Annotated in this window: 13 protein-coding genes; 7 read left to right on the forward strand and 6 right to left on the reverse strand. The window is 48.7% G+C overall.

Annotated features, from left to right (window positions below; genetic code table 11):
- Position 1 precedes the first annotated feature (1 nt).
- Genes AC3AP5_RS00895 through AC3AP5_RS00905 form a run of 3 tightly spaced genes read left to right on the forward strand, consistent with a single transcriptional unit; the run spans position 2 to position 3,430 of the window.
- Positions 2-2,242, forward strand: a complete 2,241-nt coding sequence (locus tag AC3AP5_RS00895; RefSeq protein ID WP_272978034.1) for a heavy metal translocating P-type ATPase — start codon at positions 2-4, stop codon at positions 2,240-2,242.
- Positions 2,243-2,251: 9 nt separating this feature from the next.
- Positions 2,252-2,998 (forward strand): glutamate racemase, encoded by a 747-nt coding sequence (gene murI / locus AC3AP5_RS00900; protein ID WP_006956304.1) that lies wholly within the window; start codon positions 2,252-2,254, stop codon positions 2,996-2,998.
- Between the two features lie 9 nt (positions 2,999-3,007).
- Entirely contained in the window at positions 3,008-3,430 is a 423-nt protein-coding gene (locus tag AC3AP5_RS00905; RefSeq protein ID WP_006956302.1) for an MAPEG family protein, read from the forward strand.
- A gap of 2 nt (positions 3,431-3,432) precedes the next feature.
- On the opposite strand, the gene AC3AP5_RS00910 is transcribed toward AC3AP5_RS00905, so the two are convergent.
- A complete protein-coding gene (locus AC3AP5_RS00910) occupies positions 3,433-3,840 on the reverse strand; it encodes a hypothetical protein (RefSeq protein WP_487326905.1) in 408 nt (135 codons plus the stop codon).
- Between the two features lie 198 nt (positions 3,841-4,038).
- Between AC3AP5_RS00910 and AC3AP5_RS00915 the strand changes: the two genes are divergently transcribed.
- The gene (locus AC3AP5_RS00915; RefSeq protein WP_287831374.1) at positions 4,039-5,730 is read left to right on the forward strand and encodes an NAD-dependent malic enzyme; all 1,692 of its coding nucleotides are present in this window, start codon (positions 4,039-4,041) and stop codon (positions 5,728-5,730) included.
- Here AC3AP5_RS00915 and AC3AP5_RS00920 read toward each other — a convergent pair.
- Positions 5,727-6,878, reverse strand: coding sequence for a trans-sulfuration enzyme family protein (locus AC3AP5_RS00920; protein WP_006956296.1), 1,152 nt, complete (start codon positions 6,876-6,878; stop codon positions 5,727-5,729). The genes AC3AP5_RS00915 and AC3AP5_RS00920 overlap by 4 nt on opposite strands.
- An 82-nt stretch (positions 6,879-6,960) precedes the next feature.
- On the opposite strand from AC3AP5_RS00920, the gene azu reads away from it, so the two are divergent.
- The 3 genes from azu to AC3AP5_RS00935 all read left to right on the forward strand — a co-directional run bounded on the left by azu (position 6,961) and on the right by AC3AP5_RS00935 (position 11,650).
- On the forward strand, positions 6,961-7,410 hold the full coding sequence (azu, locus tag AC3AP5_RS00925) for an azurin (protein WP_006956293.1): 450 nt from the start codon (positions 6,961-6,963) through the stop codon (positions 7,408-7,410).
- Positions 7,411-7,475: 65 nt separating this feature from the next.
- Positions 7,476-8,537 (forward strand): efflux RND transporter periplasmic adaptor subunit, encoded by a 1,062-nt coding sequence (locus AC3AP5_RS00930; RefSeq protein ID WP_006956292.1) that lies wholly within the window; start codon positions 7,476-7,478, stop codon positions 8,535-8,537.
- Entirely contained in the window at positions 8,537-11,650 is a 3,114-nt protein-coding gene (locus AC3AP5_RS00935; RefSeq protein ID WP_487326906.1) for an efflux RND transporter permease subunit, read from the forward strand. Before AC3AP5_RS00930 ends, AC3AP5_RS00935 begins: the two co-directional genes overlap by 1 nt.
- Here the strand turns inward: AC3AP5_RS00935 and AC3AP5_RS00940 are convergent.
- The 4 genes from AC3AP5_RS00940 to AC3AP5_RS00955 all read right to left on the reverse strand — a co-directional run bounded on the left by AC3AP5_RS00940 (position 11,631) and on the right by AC3AP5_RS00955 (position 15,232).
- Complete coding sequence (locus tag AC3AP5_RS00940; RefSeq protein WP_487326907.1) at positions 11,631-12,380, reverse strand: substrate-binding periplasmic protein; 750 nt, start codon at positions 12,378-12,380, stop codon at positions 11,631-11,633. The two genes, AC3AP5_RS00935 and AC3AP5_RS00940, sit on opposite strands and share 20 nt — an antisense overlap.
- Entirely contained in the window at positions 12,377-12,838 is a 462-nt protein-coding gene (locus AC3AP5_RS00945; protein ID WP_006956289.1) for a tellurite resistance TerB family protein, read from the reverse strand. Before AC3AP5_RS00945 ends, AC3AP5_RS00940 begins: the two co-directional genes overlap by 4 nt.
- Positions 12,839-12,860: 22 nt before the next feature.
- Positions 12,861-14,225: a GAF domain-containing sensor histidine kinase gene (locus AC3AP5_RS00950; RefSeq protein WP_272978038.1), complete on the reverse strand. Its 1,365-nt coding sequence runs from the start codon at positions 14,223-14,225 to the stop codon at positions 12,861-12,863.
- A gap of 65 nt (positions 14,226-14,290) precedes the next feature.
- Entirely contained in the window at positions 14,291-15,232 is a 942-nt protein-coding gene (locus AC3AP5_RS00955) for a LysR family transcriptional regulator (protein ID WP_071464094.1), read from the reverse strand.
- Positions 15,233-15,289 lie beyond the last annotated feature (57 nt).

A 15,289-nucleotide genomic window follows, 5' to 3' on the forward strand; every position in this document is an offset into this window, starting at 1 on the left:
TATGACACGCAAACAAATACGTTTATCGGTCGAAGGAATGAACTGCGGCTCCTGTGCGAGTCGCGTTGATAAGGCGTTAAATGGTGTCAAAGGCATTGAGGATGTCAGTGTTAACTTAGCCTCTGATGCCGCGGAAATGACGCTAGTCACAGCGTCGCAAGAGGATGCGATTCAGGCGATAAGGGACGCAGGCTATGACGCTCATGCGATTGTCGATCGTGAGGCGGAAATGGCGCGACAAGAGCAGCAAAAGGCGAACGAATTTAAACAACTAAAACGCGATCTGATCATTGCTGTGCTGTTTACCTTGCCCGTTTTTGTTATTGCGATGGGTAGCCATTTGATCCCAGCATTTGGTGAGTGGGTTGATTCCAGCTTAGGCCAAACCACCAATTTTTGGATACAAATGTTGCTGACAACGGTGGTGTTGGCATGGCCCGGTCGTCGCTTTTATCAAATAGGTATTCCAGCGCTATTGCGTCGAGCCCCTGATATGAATTCACTTGTCGTGCTGGGTGCGACGGCTGCCTGGGGTTACTCCGTCGTTGCCACGCTAATGCCGCAGTGGCTTCCTGCGCATGCGGTGAATGTCTATTTTGAAGCCTCCGCAGTGATAGTGACGTTGATTTTGGCTGGGCGCTTTTTAGAAGCGCGAGCGAAAAGTCACACGTCCGATGCGATTAAACGCTTATTGAACTTACAAAGCAAAACGGCGCGTCGTGTTCGTGACGACGACAGTAGCGAGACTGTTGATATTAAGTCGCTGAGTAAAGGCGATATTATCGAAGTACGTCCGGGCGAGCAGGTGCCTGTCGATGGCACCATCGTGAGTGGCGACAGTTATGTGAATGAGTCGATGATTACCGGCGAGGCCGAGCCGGTGGCAAAAGAAACGGGCGATAAGGTGGTTGGCGGAACCATTAATCAGCAGGGAAGTTTTCGCTTTAAGGCGACTGCGATAGGTGAAACCACGGTGCTGGCGCAAATTATCCGCATGGTTGAACAAGCACAAGGCGCGAAGCTACCTATTCAAGATACCGTTAACCGCATCACGCTGTGGTTTGTCCCAGCGGTTATGGCGGCGGCGGCATTAACCTTTTTGGTGTGGTTCTTTGCTAAAGACGTCAATGCGCTCACGTTTGCCTTAATTAACGCGGTCGCGGTACTCATCATTGCCTGCCCTTGTGCCATGGGACTTGCCACACCGACTTCGATCATGGTTGGCACAGGGCGAGGAGCCGATGAGGGCGTATTGTTTCGACAAGGCAGTGCGTTACAGCAAATTGAGAACGCGCGTATTGTAGTATTCGATAAGACTGGAACGCTGACCGCGGGTCACCCCGAGGTGGTGAGCTGGGAGGCAGTACAAGCCGATAGTGATGCGTTAATGCTAGCGGCGAGTCTAGAGCAACGCTCAGAGCACCCAACGGCTCAGGCGTTAGTTAATTACGCTGAAGCACAAAGCAAGCAGTTGACCCAACCGGAGAGTTTTAATGCTCTAGCGGGGCTTGGCGTTGAGGGTAAGGTTGATGGTCGTACGTTATTGGTCGGCTCACGTACCTTAATGGATGAGCAATCGGTTGCACTCGACAGTACCCAGCAACAAACTCAAACCATTGAACGCAATGGGCAAACGCCCCTATATGTAGCTATTGATGGTCAGTTAGCCGCGGTGTTCTCGGTCGCTGATCCTATTCGACCTTCGGCCAAGGCTTTGATTGAGCATTTAGCGGAACAGAACATACGCACCGCGATGGTTACGGGCGATGCCGAGGCGACTGCACAAAAAGTGGCAAAAGAACTCGGTATCAGTGACGTGGTGGCGGGAGTTAAGCCCGATGGCAAAGTGGCTGCGGTAGAAAAGCTGCAAGCTCAGTATGGTAAGTTAATTTTCGTTGGCGACGGTATTAATGATGCGCCCGCACTGGCGGCCGCCGACATTGGTATTGCCGTTGGAACAGGTACAGACGTGGCGATCGAAAGTGCCGATGTAGTGATGATGTCTGATGATTTGAACGGAGTGCGTAATGCATTCAGTCTATCGCGTCAGACCATGCGCAATATCCGCCAAAATTTATTTTGGGCGTTCGCCTACAATACGGCGTTGATTCCCGTGGCTGCGGGCTTATTGTATCCGTTTTGGGGCATTACTCTGTCACCGATGCTAGCCGCAGGCGCTATGGCGCTCTCAAGTGTCTTTGTTATTTCTAATGCGTTACGTCTTAAACGTATTACTTTGTAAGGAGCCTCAGTGAAGTTAGGCGTTTTTGATAGCGGGGTGGGCGGTCTGACTGTCGCCCGCTCACTGCAACGGAGCCGTTATTTTTCCGAGTTGCTCTATTTTGGTGACACGGCGCGCGTACCATACGGCAGTAAGGACAGTAATACGGTAACTCGCTACGCACTCGAAGCGGTCGAGTTTTTTAACGGTACCGATGTCGATGCCTTAATCGTTGCCTGTAATACGGTTAGTGTAGTGGCGCTGGAAACCATGCAGAAGTTTTCTAATAAACCCGTGTATGGCGTGTTAGAGCCGGGCGTGATGGCGCTTGAACAAGCAACCGAAGTAAACCATGACAGCCAGGTATTGGTGATTGCAACACGCTCGACGATTCAATCCGGGGAATACCAACGGCGTATAAAGCAGCTTGGTTTTGAGCATGCCACGGCGATGGCGACGCCGTTGTTTGTGCCGATTGTCGAGGAGGAACTTTACGAGGGCGCGATTTTACATGCCACCTTTGACCATTACTTTAGCGCGCTAGAGCGGCCAGACGTTGTGCTGTTAGGATGTACTCACTTCCCACTGATTAGCGATGCGATTAGTGAATATTTCAGTGGCGCAAAAACGATCCATTCGGGCGAAGCAATGGTACAGTGGTTAAGTCAGCATTTAGATTTAAAACGTCAGTTTGACGAAACACCGATAACCATCCACGCTTCAGAAAATGTCGAAGCGGTGCGTCGGGTGGCAAAACGGTGGCAACTTAACTTATAAGGAAGAGCCATGTTTGAAGCGTACAATGGAACCTTTATTGCCCTTGCAGTGATATTGGCAACGGTCCTACTACAATGGTTGATTGCCAGTGGTAGAAAAGCAAAAGAAGACGGTGCTATTCCAGGTAAGCCGCCTCAGCAACAAGGCCATGAAAGTTTTACCTTTAGAGCGTGGCGCACGCACCAAAACAGTATCGAAAACTTAAGTGTCATGTTAGGCACGGTATTTTTAGCCGTACTAAGTGGCGCCAACCCGTTTTGGACCGCTTTACTGACGGGCTTTTTTGCGGTCGCGCGTATTCTTCACATGATTCTTTATTATGTGATAGCGACAAACAAAAATCCGAGTCCGCGTAGCTACTTTTTTATGTTGGGTTGGTTAGCTAACGTGGCTCTATTAGTGTTTACGCTTGTTCACTTAGTGACGAAGTAAGGCTAAAGCGGTTTCTTATCCGGGCTCACGAACGTACGTCTGGCTGTTGGTGAGTCCAGTGTCTCTGGCTTATAGTGCTGTGCGAGTACGGCTTTTAAGTCGTTGACTAAGTCAGCGTTCTGTTGTTTAAACTCTGTGAAGTCAGAGCAGGGTTTCTCGCTTAAACGTTGGCTCATAATACGTAGTGTCGCGACCGTTAAGGTATGATGATAGCGTTCGTTCAATGACATGATATGTTGGTTGGCACGCAACGTGGCGACCACTTCGGCAAGTGCGATCGGCCAGGGTGCACGTTTTAAATGTATCCATGCCAAACGCAAGTGCCAACTGTGATCGGTACTATCTCGAGAAAACTCGCCTTGTTTAATTGCGTTAAGAAACGCCTCGTCTGATAGCGTACGGTTATCCATAACTCTTAAGTTCTAAAAAATTTAATCTATTGTGCACCAGATACTGGTTTATTGTCGAATAAGTTCATCTATTTTTATAGGGGATTAGCCGCATCTGGTCAGTCCTGTTTTTAGAGCGTGCGTTTCGTTCAACCTAACCGCTTGATTTTCTGCTATCATCTCGGCAGTCAATTTATCTTGGTTTAGGAGTCCGAGCGCATGTCTGACGAACAAAAACGTCCTTTGTATATTCCCTATGCGGGACCATCGTTGTTAGAAACTCCGTTGCTGAATAAAGGCAGCGCGTTTAGTAAAGAAGAGCGAGCGGCATTTAATCTAACGGGCTTGCTACCGCCCCGTTATGAATCGATTGAAGAACAGGCCGAACGTGCCTATATGCAGTATAAAAGCTTTGAGACTCCACTTAATAAGCATATCTATTTGCGCGCCATTCAAGATAACAACGAAACCTTATTTTATCGCTTGCTGACCGATCATTTAGAAGAAATGATGCCGATCATTTATACCCCTACAGTGGGCGATGCGTGCGAAAAATTCTCTGATATCTATCGCAGTTCACGTGGCTTATTTATCTCCTATTCCGAGCGCGATCAGCTCGATGACATTTTACGCAATGCCACCAAGCAAAAAGTTAAAGTTATCGTCGTCACCGACGGTGAACGTATTCTTGGTTTGGGTGACCAAGGCATTGGCGGAATGGGGATCCCCATTGGTAAGCTGTCGCTTTACACGGCCTGCGGCGGTATCAGTCCAGCCTATACGCTACCAGTGATGCTTGATGTCGGCACGAATAATGAAAAACTGCTGAATGACCCAATGTATATGGGCGCGCGTCACAAACGCATTAATCAAGAGCAGTATGATGAGTTTTTAGAGAAATTCATCAAAGCGGTAACACGGCGTTGGCCGGGTGTGATGCTGCAGTTTGAGGATTTCGCACAGCCCAATGCAATGCCGTTGCTTCGCCGCTATCGTGATGAGGTGTGTTGTTTCAACGACGATATTCAAGGCACGGCGTCCGTCACAGTCGGCACGTTGCTCGCTGCGTGTCGTCAGAAGGGCAAAAAGCTGAGTGAGCAGAAAGTCGTGTTTGTTGGCGCAGGGTCGGCCGGTTGTGGTATCGCTGAACAAGTGATGATTCAGATGGTTGCTGAAGGGCTGAGCGAAGAACAAGCTAAAAAGCAGATTTTCATGGTCGATCGCTATGGCTTAGTGGTTGATAGCATGAGCGACTTACGTGACTTTCAACAGGCGTTAGCGCAACCGATTGATAACCTAAAAGACTGGCAATACAGTGGCGACTATCCGTCGCTGTTGGATGTGATTCATTGTGCTGAACCAGACGTATTGATTGGTGTTTCGGGTCAGGCGGGGTTATTCACTGAACAAGTGATTACCACGATGGCACGCTACGTTGATCAACCGATTATTTTCCCATTATCGAACCCGTCGAAGCATGTCGAAGCGCATCCTCACGACGTTATTAAGTGGACACAGGGCAAAGCGATTGTCGCAACAGGCAGCCCATTCGGCGAAGTTGAGTGGGAAGGGACCACGTATCCGATAGCGCAATGTAATAATAGCTATATCTTTCCGGGCATTGGTTTAGGTGTTATCGCGGTGAAGGCGACGCGTGTCAGTGACGAGATGTTCCGAGTGGCAAGTAAGACGCTGGCGAAAGCCTCGCCGAGTGCCAACGGTAAGAATAAGAACTTATTACCCGGTTTCACCGAGCTGGCTCAATTGAGTAAAGACATTGCCTTTGCCGTTGCGAAAGTGGCACAAGAAGAGGGCGTTGCGCTCGAAATCGATGATGAGGTACTCAAGCAACGTATTGAGAAAAACTTCTGGTCTCCTGAGTACCGTCATTACAAGCGCGTCAGCATTTAAGCTGACGCCTCGATAGCATGAACTAAATCGGCGAGTAGATCTTCTTTACGCTCAATGCCGACGGACAATCTTAGTAAGTCGTCGGGTACAGGCGTGCCCGCTCCTTCAATACTGGCACGATGCTCAATGAGGCTCTCAACACCACCGAGCGAAGTCGCGCGGTGCCATAGACGTGTTTTGGCTGCGGTGCCGACGGCTTGTTGCTCGCCTCCGACGAGTCTAATTGATAGCATGCCACCAAAGCCGCCTTCCATTTGTTTGCAGGCGATTTCATAACCGGCAAAAGAGGGGAGTCCTGGGTAGAGCACTTCACTGACCATGGGGTGTTGCTCCAGTTGTTGGGCGAGAAACATGGCCGAGTCACAGCTTTCGCGCACGCGCAAAAATAAAGTACGCATGCCGCGTAATAGCTGAGCTGCATCCATTGGGGACGGTACCGCACCTCCTTGAGCGCGTATTGCAAGAATACGTTTCCAGAAATCATCGTTTTCTCGTGTGGCAAGCGCACCGGCGATAACGTCAGAGTGACCGTTCAAGTACTTAGTGGCAGAGTGCATAACAATATCGGCACCCAACTCGAGTGGACGTGTTAGTATCGGTGTGGCTACGGTTGAATCGACTGCAACGCGCGCGCCTTGATGTTTGGCAATATCGGCAATGGCGCGAATGTCGCTCACGGTCCACATCGGGTTGCCGGGCGTTTCGAGCCAAATCAATTTGGGCTGTAGCTGCGTGATTTTATTTTCCACCTGATCGAGTTGTGTCATATCGACAAAGTGAACGTGCAATCCGGCATCGGTCGCTAGACCTTTCAGCCAGTTGCGTAACGCCCAATACATGATGTCAGGTGCCAACACGACATCGCCGGGCTTGAGTGCTTGAAATACAGCGGTCGCGGCTGCCATGCCCGAGGCAAATAGTTTCGCGTCGACGGCGTGCTCAAGTTGAGCGATTAACTTTTCTGGCGCATCGTAAGTTGGATTATCGGCGCGAGAATAGACTCTTCCGCTACGATATTGATTATCCTCATCTCTTTGATAGGTCGTTGATGTAAAAATACCCGGGATAATCGGCTTGAAAGGTTGTGTAGTGTTCTCTCCGCCTTGTGCAAGAGACGTCTGGAAACTGTCATTTATCTTTTTTGTCATAAAATCGTTTACTCAGTAATCTAATTTAGCTCTATTGCGTATGATCTGAGTGTATTTTGGTCTCAAAATGAGAGGTATTGCAATGCGTTTGTTAAAAGCTTTAATCGCGGGTTCAGTGTTGTTAGTCGCAAACTCTGCACTTGCTAACGAATGTGAACTTACAATCACTGGTTCAGATAACATGCGTTATGATAAAAGTGAACTTTCTGTACCTGCTAGCTGTTCTGAAGTAACCCTTACTTTGAAGCACTCAGGTAAGATGGGTAAGAAAGTAATGGGCCACAACTGGGTTTTGAGTCAATCAAGCGATATGCAGTCAGTGGTGCAACAAGGCATGTCGGCAGGCTTAGATAACAACTATGTGCCTGACTCGGATAAAGTGATTGCTGCAACTGATGTTATCGGTGGTGGTGAATCCACGAGTGTGACTTTTTCTACTGAAGGAATGAGTGCAGACGGTGACTATATGTTCTATTGCACATTCCCAGGTCACTCGGCGATCATGAAAGGTCAGTTCAAACTGACTCAATAAACTGAATCCAAGCGAGTTAAAAAAGCCCGCGGCTGCTTTGCACCCGCGGGTTTTTATAGGGAATTATGAAACGTTTTACATGGTGTTTGCAGGTTACTGCGTTAGTCTCATTATTGGTTGCATCGGCTGGAGCAACGGCTCAGAGCTATGGTGCGCGTGAAGCGCTTGTTAATGTTGCGCCGGTTCAATTTGAAAATGAAAAGAACCGTGTCGAAGCTGTAGGTACCGCCGAAGCACAGCGCGCTGTCACGTTGTTTTCACCGGTCAGTGAGCGTGTTACTCAGGTTAATTTTGAACCGGGTGACCGTGTGCAAGCAGGCGACTTACTCGTGCAACTGGACGACCGACGTGAGCAAGTCGCTTTGCGACAGGCGCAAATCAGTTTAAAAGATGCCGAGCGCACAGTAGAACGTTTGAAGCAAAGCTTCGAACAAGGAGCGGTGCCACAGTCCGAGCTTGATAATGCTATTTTGTTGCGTGATTTGGCGGAAGTGGAAGTCGATCGCGTAGAAACCGAGATAGCTGATCGAAAAATTATTGCACCCTTTGATGGCATTGTAGGCATTACTGATGTTGAAGAGGGTGATCGTATCAATGAGCAGACGCAAATCGCGACGATTGATGACCGCGATACGTTGCTCATCAATTTCCAAATTCCTGAAGCGGCAGTTTATTTGCTTAAGCCCGGTGTCACTCTAGAGGTGGAGCCATGGCGTTATTCAGGACAGCCTGTCAATGCTGAAATAGTAGAACTCGATTCCCGTATTAATCCTACGACGCGGATGTTTAGAGCGCGTGCGAAAGTTGATAACAAAAATGATGACTTCCTGCCGGGCACTAGTTTTCGCACAGCGATAGAACTCGCAGGCGAGGAGTTTGCGTCGATTCCCGAAGTCGCGCTGTCATGGGGTGCAGATAATCCCTACATTTGGATTGCTGAAAACAGTAAAGCGAAACGCATCGAAGTACAGATTGAACAGCGACTCGAGGGACGCGTATTAGTATCAGGCAATATTAATCGTGACGACACGCTCATTGTTGAGGGTGTGCAGAGCTTACGTGATGGCCAACCGATTAAGTATGAGATGAGCGAACTAGATGCGAGCACTGAAGAGGTGGTCGAGTAATGTCTGACAAGCAAAATTTGCCCGCGCACGAAGGTAATGATTTACCTTCGGTCTCGATTCGTCGACCTGTCCTCATTGTTGTACTTAATATTTTAATTGCGCTTGCAGGCATCGCGGCTCTGATGGGTGTTGAAGTGCGTGAATTGCCGGATGTCGACCAACCCGTAGTCACTGTTCGCGCAACATTGCCCGGTGGTGCTCCCGAGACTGTCGACGCTGAAGTGACGAGTATTTTAGAGGGTGCCGCTGCTCGTGTTTCTGGTGTTAAATCGATTCGTTCGCAGTCAGAAGAAAACTCCGCTCGTACCGTGGTTGAGTTCCAGCCGAGTGTCGACCTTGATGTTGTGGCTGCCGAAGTTCGTGAAGCAGTGAACCAAGTCCGACGAGAACTACCCGAAGATGTTGAACAAGTAAACGTTGTAAAAGCAGACGATGATGCGCGCGCAGTCCTAGATATTGCCGTCTCCAGTGATAAGTTGAGTTTAGAAGAGTTAACACGCCGGTTAGAAACAGATTTCGCGCCCGAGTTTTTGTCTATCGAGGGCGTAGCGGATGTTCGGCTTAACGGTGCCCGTGAGCGCGTGCTACGCGTTGCACTTGATCCGCTACGTTTGACGAGTTTCGGGCTATCGGTAACGGATGTCGCCGATGCATTGCGTCAGGCTCCTTTTGATGTGCCTGCAGGGAGCTTACGCTCAACGGATCAACGTATTATTATTCGTGCCGATGCTACTTCAATTAATGCCGAGCAAGTCGAAAACATTATAATTTCGGGCGATACGCGCATTGGCGATGTCGCTCAAGCTTATTTTAGTCCTGCGGATGCGAACAGTTTTGTACGCCTAAATGGCAAGCCAGTGGTCGGCGTGGGGGTTATTCGCCAAGCGGGTTCAAATACGATTGAAATCTCTGATCAAGCGCTGGCGATGCTCGAACGTTTACGTGATCGTTTCCCGGATATGGAAATGACCGTCACTAACGACGACGCATTATTTATTCGCAAGTCGGTTGCTGAAGTGGTAACGACTTTGGCAATAACCATCGCGTTGGTTGTCGCAACGTTGTGGGTCTTTATTGGTTCATTTCGTGCAACCATCGTGCCGGCGCTGTCGATACCTGTTGCCTTATTTGGCGCGATTGCGGCTATTTGGTTGATGGGTTTCTCGATAAATATACTGACCCTGCTTGCTCTCGTACTCGCCACTGGACTGATTGTTGATGATGCCATCGTGGTTGCTGAAAATATTCAACGACGTCGTTCAATGGGCTTGGGAAGCAGAGCGGCAGCGGTATTGGCGACACGCGAAGTGTTTTTCGCTGTTGTTGCTACCACTGCCGTATTAGCAGCCGTTTTCGTACCTATCGCGTTTCTTCCTTCGACTGCGGGTCGATTATTCCGAGAGTTTGGTGGTGTCCTTGCGGCGGCTGTGATTATTTCGTCATTCGTGGCGTTATCTCTCGTTCCAGCATTTACCGCAAGACTCCCCAAAAATGCCGGTAAGAAGAATATTTTTGGTCCCATCGGCGATTGGTTTAAAACCGGCTACGAGCGCACGCTCAAGTGGGCGCTCAATACCTCTTGGCTGATCGTGGCATTCTCAATAGTTGCGGCAACTGGGGCGGTATTTGTTTACGATAATGTAGCGAGTGAACTGTTACCGAATGAGGACCGAGGTGTCGTCCGTATTTTCGCACGAGGTCCCGACGGTGTTGGTCTTAATTTTATGGATCGCCAAGCACGCGCGTTAGAGGAAGTACTGATTCCTTATCAACAAAACGGCGCGTTTGAGACATTGTATACAGTGGTAGGTCAATGGGACCCGAATATTGTGTTTATTACCGCCAACATGTATCCGTGGGAAGAACGCGATATTACTCAGCAGGAAGTGATCAACGAAATACGTGGACCGCTTGGACAAAATCCTGGCGCGCCCGGTCGTGCGTTTGGTAGCAACTCACTAAACGTCCGCGGTGGTCAAGGTGGCGGTGCAGTGCAGATGGCGATTACCGGTGAAAGTTATGGTGATATTTTCCAAGCTGCGCGTAAGTTCACCGCGGCGATTCAGGAACGTTCTGAAACATACACCAACCCAAATATTTCGTATCAGCCAACGCAGCCGCAGCTGCGCTTTAAAATCGATCGTCGTCGAGCCGCTGAGCTCGGCGTATCATTAAATGATGTTTCGTCGACGTTACGTGCGGCTATCAACGGCGATGATGTGGCGGATTTGAACGTCGGTGACCAACAGATCCCGGTGATTTTACAGACCCGTTTAAGCTCGATTAAGTCGCCACAAGATATGCAGAACCTTTACGTGTCATCGACGTCCGGTGAGTTAGTGCCTATCTCGAGTGTCGCAGAAATTGTCGAGGAGGGGGTCTCAGCAGAGCTCGAGCGACATGCTCAACGTCGCGCCATTGAGGTCGAAGTTGAAATTCCGCCAGAATATCCGTTATCTGAGGCGACTGACGAATTACGTGCCATCGCTCAGGACGTGTTGCCCGATAGTATGGGACTTATTTTCTTGGGCGAGGCACAAACATTCGAAGACACCAATCGCGAAGTGGCAATGACTTACATTTTGGCATTTTTGATTGTGTTATTAGTACTTGCTGCTCAGTTTGAGAGTGTAAATAGTGCCTTTGTAGTGATGCTGACGGTGCCCTTCGGTATCGCGGCGGCCATTTATGCGCTCGCGCTGACAGGCATTTCACTTAATATCTACTCGCAAATCGGCTTAGTGATGTTGATAGGTCTTCTGGCGAAAAACTCGGTATTGTTGGTCGAGTTCGCGGACCAATTACGTGACCGCGGACTGTCGGTGCGCGATGCGGTAGAGCAAGCGGCATCTATTCGCTTACGTCCTATCATGATGACCTTGGTCTCCACTATTTTAGGTGGGCTGCCGTTGATTCTCTCAACCGGAGCGGGTGCGGAAGCGCGCAACTCAATTGGTTGGGTCGTTTTCGGCGGTTTAGGTTTGGCGACGGTGTTTACGCTATATCTGACGCCCGTTCTATACCTTTGGCTAGCGCGCTTTACTAAGCCGCGTGCAGACGAAGCTCAACGATTGCACGATGAGTTAGAAGCGGCTAATCAACAGGGTCATTAATCGACCAGTGGTCCTTGATGCGTTGCAAAGTGCCATCGGCACGCAGTGCATCAAGGGCGTCATTAATTTGGTTGACCAATTCGGGGTTATTGTTCGAAACACCAAAAGCCACTTGCGTAGGTTGTGGAGACTGCCACAGCACTTTTAGCTTGATCCCGACCTTATCGGCAAGGTAAAGCGCAACGCGCTTGGGCATAATCACAGCTTTCACATGACCCTTGGCTAAGGCATTTATTGCCTCTTCCTTCGACGCCATCTGTTCAATGCGAAATTGACTTTTTACGCCCAGTTGACTGAGATATGCCTCCAAGGATGAGTGGCGGTCGCCGGTGATATGTTGACCGATTAAATCCTTAACACGCCTGATCTGTCTATTCTCAGCCAGGGTCAGTAGTGCGGGTTGACGGGTATAATACGCGTCGGTGAACAAAAAATAGGGTTTTCGTGCTGCACTTACTTCGGCACCCACTGCGATGGCTAAGGCATTGTGGCGTAGCAGACTCATCACATCATCCCAACTGTACGCATTAAATTGGTAACTGACTTTTAGTTGGTCAAAAACGGCTTTTGCCACATCAATATCAAAACCGCTCGCTACCCCTTTGCCATTAACAAACTGATAGGGTTCATAGCCCTTGGCCAACCCGACGGTTAACGCATCCTTTGTATCCGCCGCGGATAATGCAAAGGACGTTAAACCGATGAGTAAGAGCCAGTGAGGTTTTTTCATCCAACCGACTCTTCAGCTGCCAATTTACAACGGATATAGTCTGAGTGGTCTATATACAGCAAGTCGGCGAGTTTACGTAGCATACTTTCCTCTAGCGGATCGAGCTCACCATCGGCATAAGCAACTTCCCATAGAGACTCAAGCAGTACAACCTTGTCTGCGTAAGCAAGTGCTTTCAGCGGTGCGGTTGACTCTTGTAGTGAAGCCGCGTCGCGGACATGTATTTTGGCGTGGTTGATGACTTCTTCCGCTGCTTCAGGCGCTTGGTCAAAATCACGCTTCAGTTCATGGATTAAGTAGTCGTGTTCACTCTGTTCAAACTTGCCATCAGCCAATGCTATTTCCATCATTAAAATAACACTCAGCGTTTCGTTTGCATCTAAGCTGCCAAAGTGCGGACGGGTGTCGCTGTCATCGGCAACGCGGGTACTTAACCAAGTTTTTAGTTTCTGTAGCATGATACTTCTTTCACTCTTATGTTCAGTCGATGATATTAGGTAAACGCACAGTAAAGGTGGTTCCCTTATTTAGTTGCGATTGCACATCAATGGTTCCATTTAACTTACGTTGCACTAGGTTATAGACAATCGATAAGCCTAAACCTGAACCGCCATCGTCCCGAGCTGTGGTATAAAACGGCTCAAATATTTTATGCTGAATATCGGGCTCGATTCCTGCTCCATTATCGATAATCCGCACCACCGCATCGGTATTTTGTTTTTCTACGAAAATATCAATGTGGTGGTTTTCATCGGGGGTCTTAAACGCATGCTCAGCACAGTTACTGATCAAGTTAGTGATCACTTGAGCGAGTGCACCGCGGTATGTTTTTATGGTTAGCTCCTCTTGGCAGTGCGTTTGGATAGTGACTTTCTTCTTCTTCACCATGGGTCGTAGGCTGATCACAAGTGAACTAATGTAGTCACCCAACGAACACTCAACCAGCTCGAAGCTCGACTGATCTACAGCGGTACGTTTAAAGTTTTGAATTAAGCTAGCCGCGCGTTCTAGGTTACTGTTCATTAATGTATATGCATCAAGCGTGTCGTTGATATACTGCGTGAGCGCGTTGCGGGATATTTTACCATCTTCAAAGCTTTGCTTAAGCTTTTTAAGGCGATGTTCGCAATGTGTTGTGGCAGTTACGGCAATGCCCAATGGCGTATTGACCTCGTGTGCAACCCCCGCGACAAGCTTACCTAAAGCCGCCATTTTTTCGGTTTCAATGAGACGATCTTGGGCTTGTTTAAAATTATTAAGCGCGTCCTCTAAGGACTGTGTACGTTCGGCAACACGCTGCTCGAGATCCTCGTTGTGTTTAATCAGCAGTTGTTCGTATTTTACACGCTCTGCCGCACTGACGGCGCGACCGTAGATATCAGCAAGAATGCCGACAAAAGCCACTTCGTCTTCGGTCCAGGAACGATTAGCGCGAGAGCTCTCGCAACATAAGACCCCGATCATTTTACCTCGATGCCTTAGCGGCACATCGAGCATCGCGACAATACCGAATTTATTCAGGTAATCAGTAAGCTCATTGGTGGCAGGGTGATCTGATGCACGATTAGCGATGATAGTTCGCTCGCGTTTGAGCGCAGCAAAGTAATGGGGGAAATTATTCGCGCAAATAGTCGAAGGTGATTGTTCGCCATCATCTGCATCCAATAAGTAAGTACTGGTAATGCAGGCGCTTTCATCATCGTATAACCAGATGCCAACACGATTAATAGCTAAACCTTGAATCACTGACTTAATAATCAGTTGGGTTGCTTGTTCGAGTTTTCCTTCGTCGATAATGGGCGACTTAGAAACCTGCAAGAGTATATTCTCAAGTGTTTCAACCATGACTTTATTTACCGATTGCTTATAATCCCACTATACAATAGTGGGAATTATTGTCGAACCCTTCATCAAAAGGCTTCGTTTGCTGCTGTATCGGCGACCAGTTGGCGGAACCAACGATGCCCAGCATCATGCTGGAGTAAAGGGCTCCAGATCATGGTCAAGGTCAGCCCGGGAATGCGAAACGGTGGTTCTTTCGTGACCAAGTGATCGTCATCTTTGTATAAAGCGGCTGCTCGGGTCGGCAGCGTGGCAATCAGTCCTTGTCGAGCCAGGTACATAGCGACGTGGTAGTTGCGGGTAAATACTTTAATTTGTCGACGTTTACCCAGCTCTGCTAAAGCTTCGTCAACCCAACCCAGCTTCTGTACGTCTTGAGGGTCCATACCGACGCCCACGCCAAAGCCTGTTTTTGATACCCATACGTGCTGGGCTTTTAAATACTCGTCTAACGTGTAGCTATTTAGTAGCGGATGCTCACGATGGATGAGACAAGAGAATTCATCCTGCCACAGTACTTTTTGATGAAACGACTGCGGTAGTTTTTCAAAGCGATTAATGGCTAAGTCGACTTTACCATTTTCAACGTCGTGAAAACTGATATCGCTGGGTGTCATGATATCTAAGGATACATGAGGTGCCTGCTCTTCAAGCTGACTTAGTAATCGCGGCATCAGTGTTGACGCCGCGTAGTCCGATGCCATGATGCGAAAAACGCGCTTGCTAGTTGGCGCATCAAATTCGCGTACGGGCTGGATCATTTCTTCCACAGAGTAAAGCACTGTACGCAAGGACTCCTGCATGTCTAAAGCCCTTTGAGTGGGTGTCATGCCATCGGATGTTCGAACTAAAATCGGATCGTTGAGGAGGTTGCGTAGACGTTTTAGCCCATTACTCATGGCGGGTTGAGTAATATTTAATTGTGCTGCTGCGCGGGTGACGTTGCGTTCTCGCAACAGCACGTCTAGATAAACTAAGAGGTTAAGGTCGATGTCCTTGATGGTGTTCATAAAACGCAATAATCCCGATACAAAGCATGTATCGGGATTATAAATGTTATGAATGTG

This window comes from Idiomarina sp. D18 (assembly GCF_057748155.1).

Excerpts from the sequence above, each read along its gene's own strand:
- AC3AP5_RS00895 (WP_272978034.1), top strand. The coding sequence starts at position 2 with ATGACACGCAAACAAATACGTTTATCGGTCGAAGGAATGAACTGCGGC.
- AC3AP5_RS00940 (WP_487326907.1), bottom strand. The coding sequence starts at position 12,380 with ATGAAAAAACCTCACTGGCTCTTACTCATCGGTTTAACGTCCTTTGCA.
- AC3AP5_RS00930 (WP_006956292.1), top strand. The coding sequence starts at position 7,476 with ATGAAACGTTTTACATGGTGTTTGCAGGTTACTGCGTTAGTCTCATTA.
- AC3AP5_RS00920 (WP_006956296.1), bottom strand. The coding sequence starts at position 6,878 with ATGACAAAAAAGATAAATGACAGTTTCCAGACGTCTCTTGCACAAGGC.
- AC3AP5_RS00945 (WP_006956289.1), bottom strand. The coding sequence starts at position 12,838 with ATGCTACAGAAACTAAAAACTTGGTTAAGTACCCGCGTTGCCGATGAC.
- AC3AP5_RS00950 (WP_272978038.1), bottom strand. The coding sequence starts at position 14,225 with ATGGTTGAAACACTTGAGAATATACTCTTGCAGGTTTCTAAGTCGCCC.
- AC3AP5_RS00915 (WP_287831374.1), top strand. The coding sequence starts at position 4,039 with ATGTCTGACGAACAAAAACGTCCTTTGTATATTCCCTATGCGGGACCA.
- azu (WP_006956293.1), top strand. The coding sequence starts at position 6,961 with ATGCGTTTGTTAAAAGCTTTAATCGCGGGTTCAGTGTTGTTAGTCGCA.
- AC3AP5_RS00905 (WP_006956302.1), top strand. The coding sequence starts at position 3,008 with ATGTTTGAAGCGTACAATGGAACCTTTATTGCCCTTGCAGTGATATTG.
- AC3AP5_RS00935 (WP_487326906.1), top strand. The coding sequence starts at position 8,537 with ATGTCTGACAAGCAAAATTTGCCCGCGCACGAAGGTAATGATTTACCT.
- AC3AP5_RS00955 (WP_071464094.1), bottom strand. The coding sequence starts at position 15,232 with ATGAACACCATCAAGGACATCGACCTTAACCTCTTAGTTTATCTAGAC.
- AC3AP5_RS00910 (WP_487326905.1), bottom strand. The coding sequence starts at position 3,840 with ATGGATAACCGTACGCTATCAGACGAGGCGTTTCTTAACGCAATTAAA.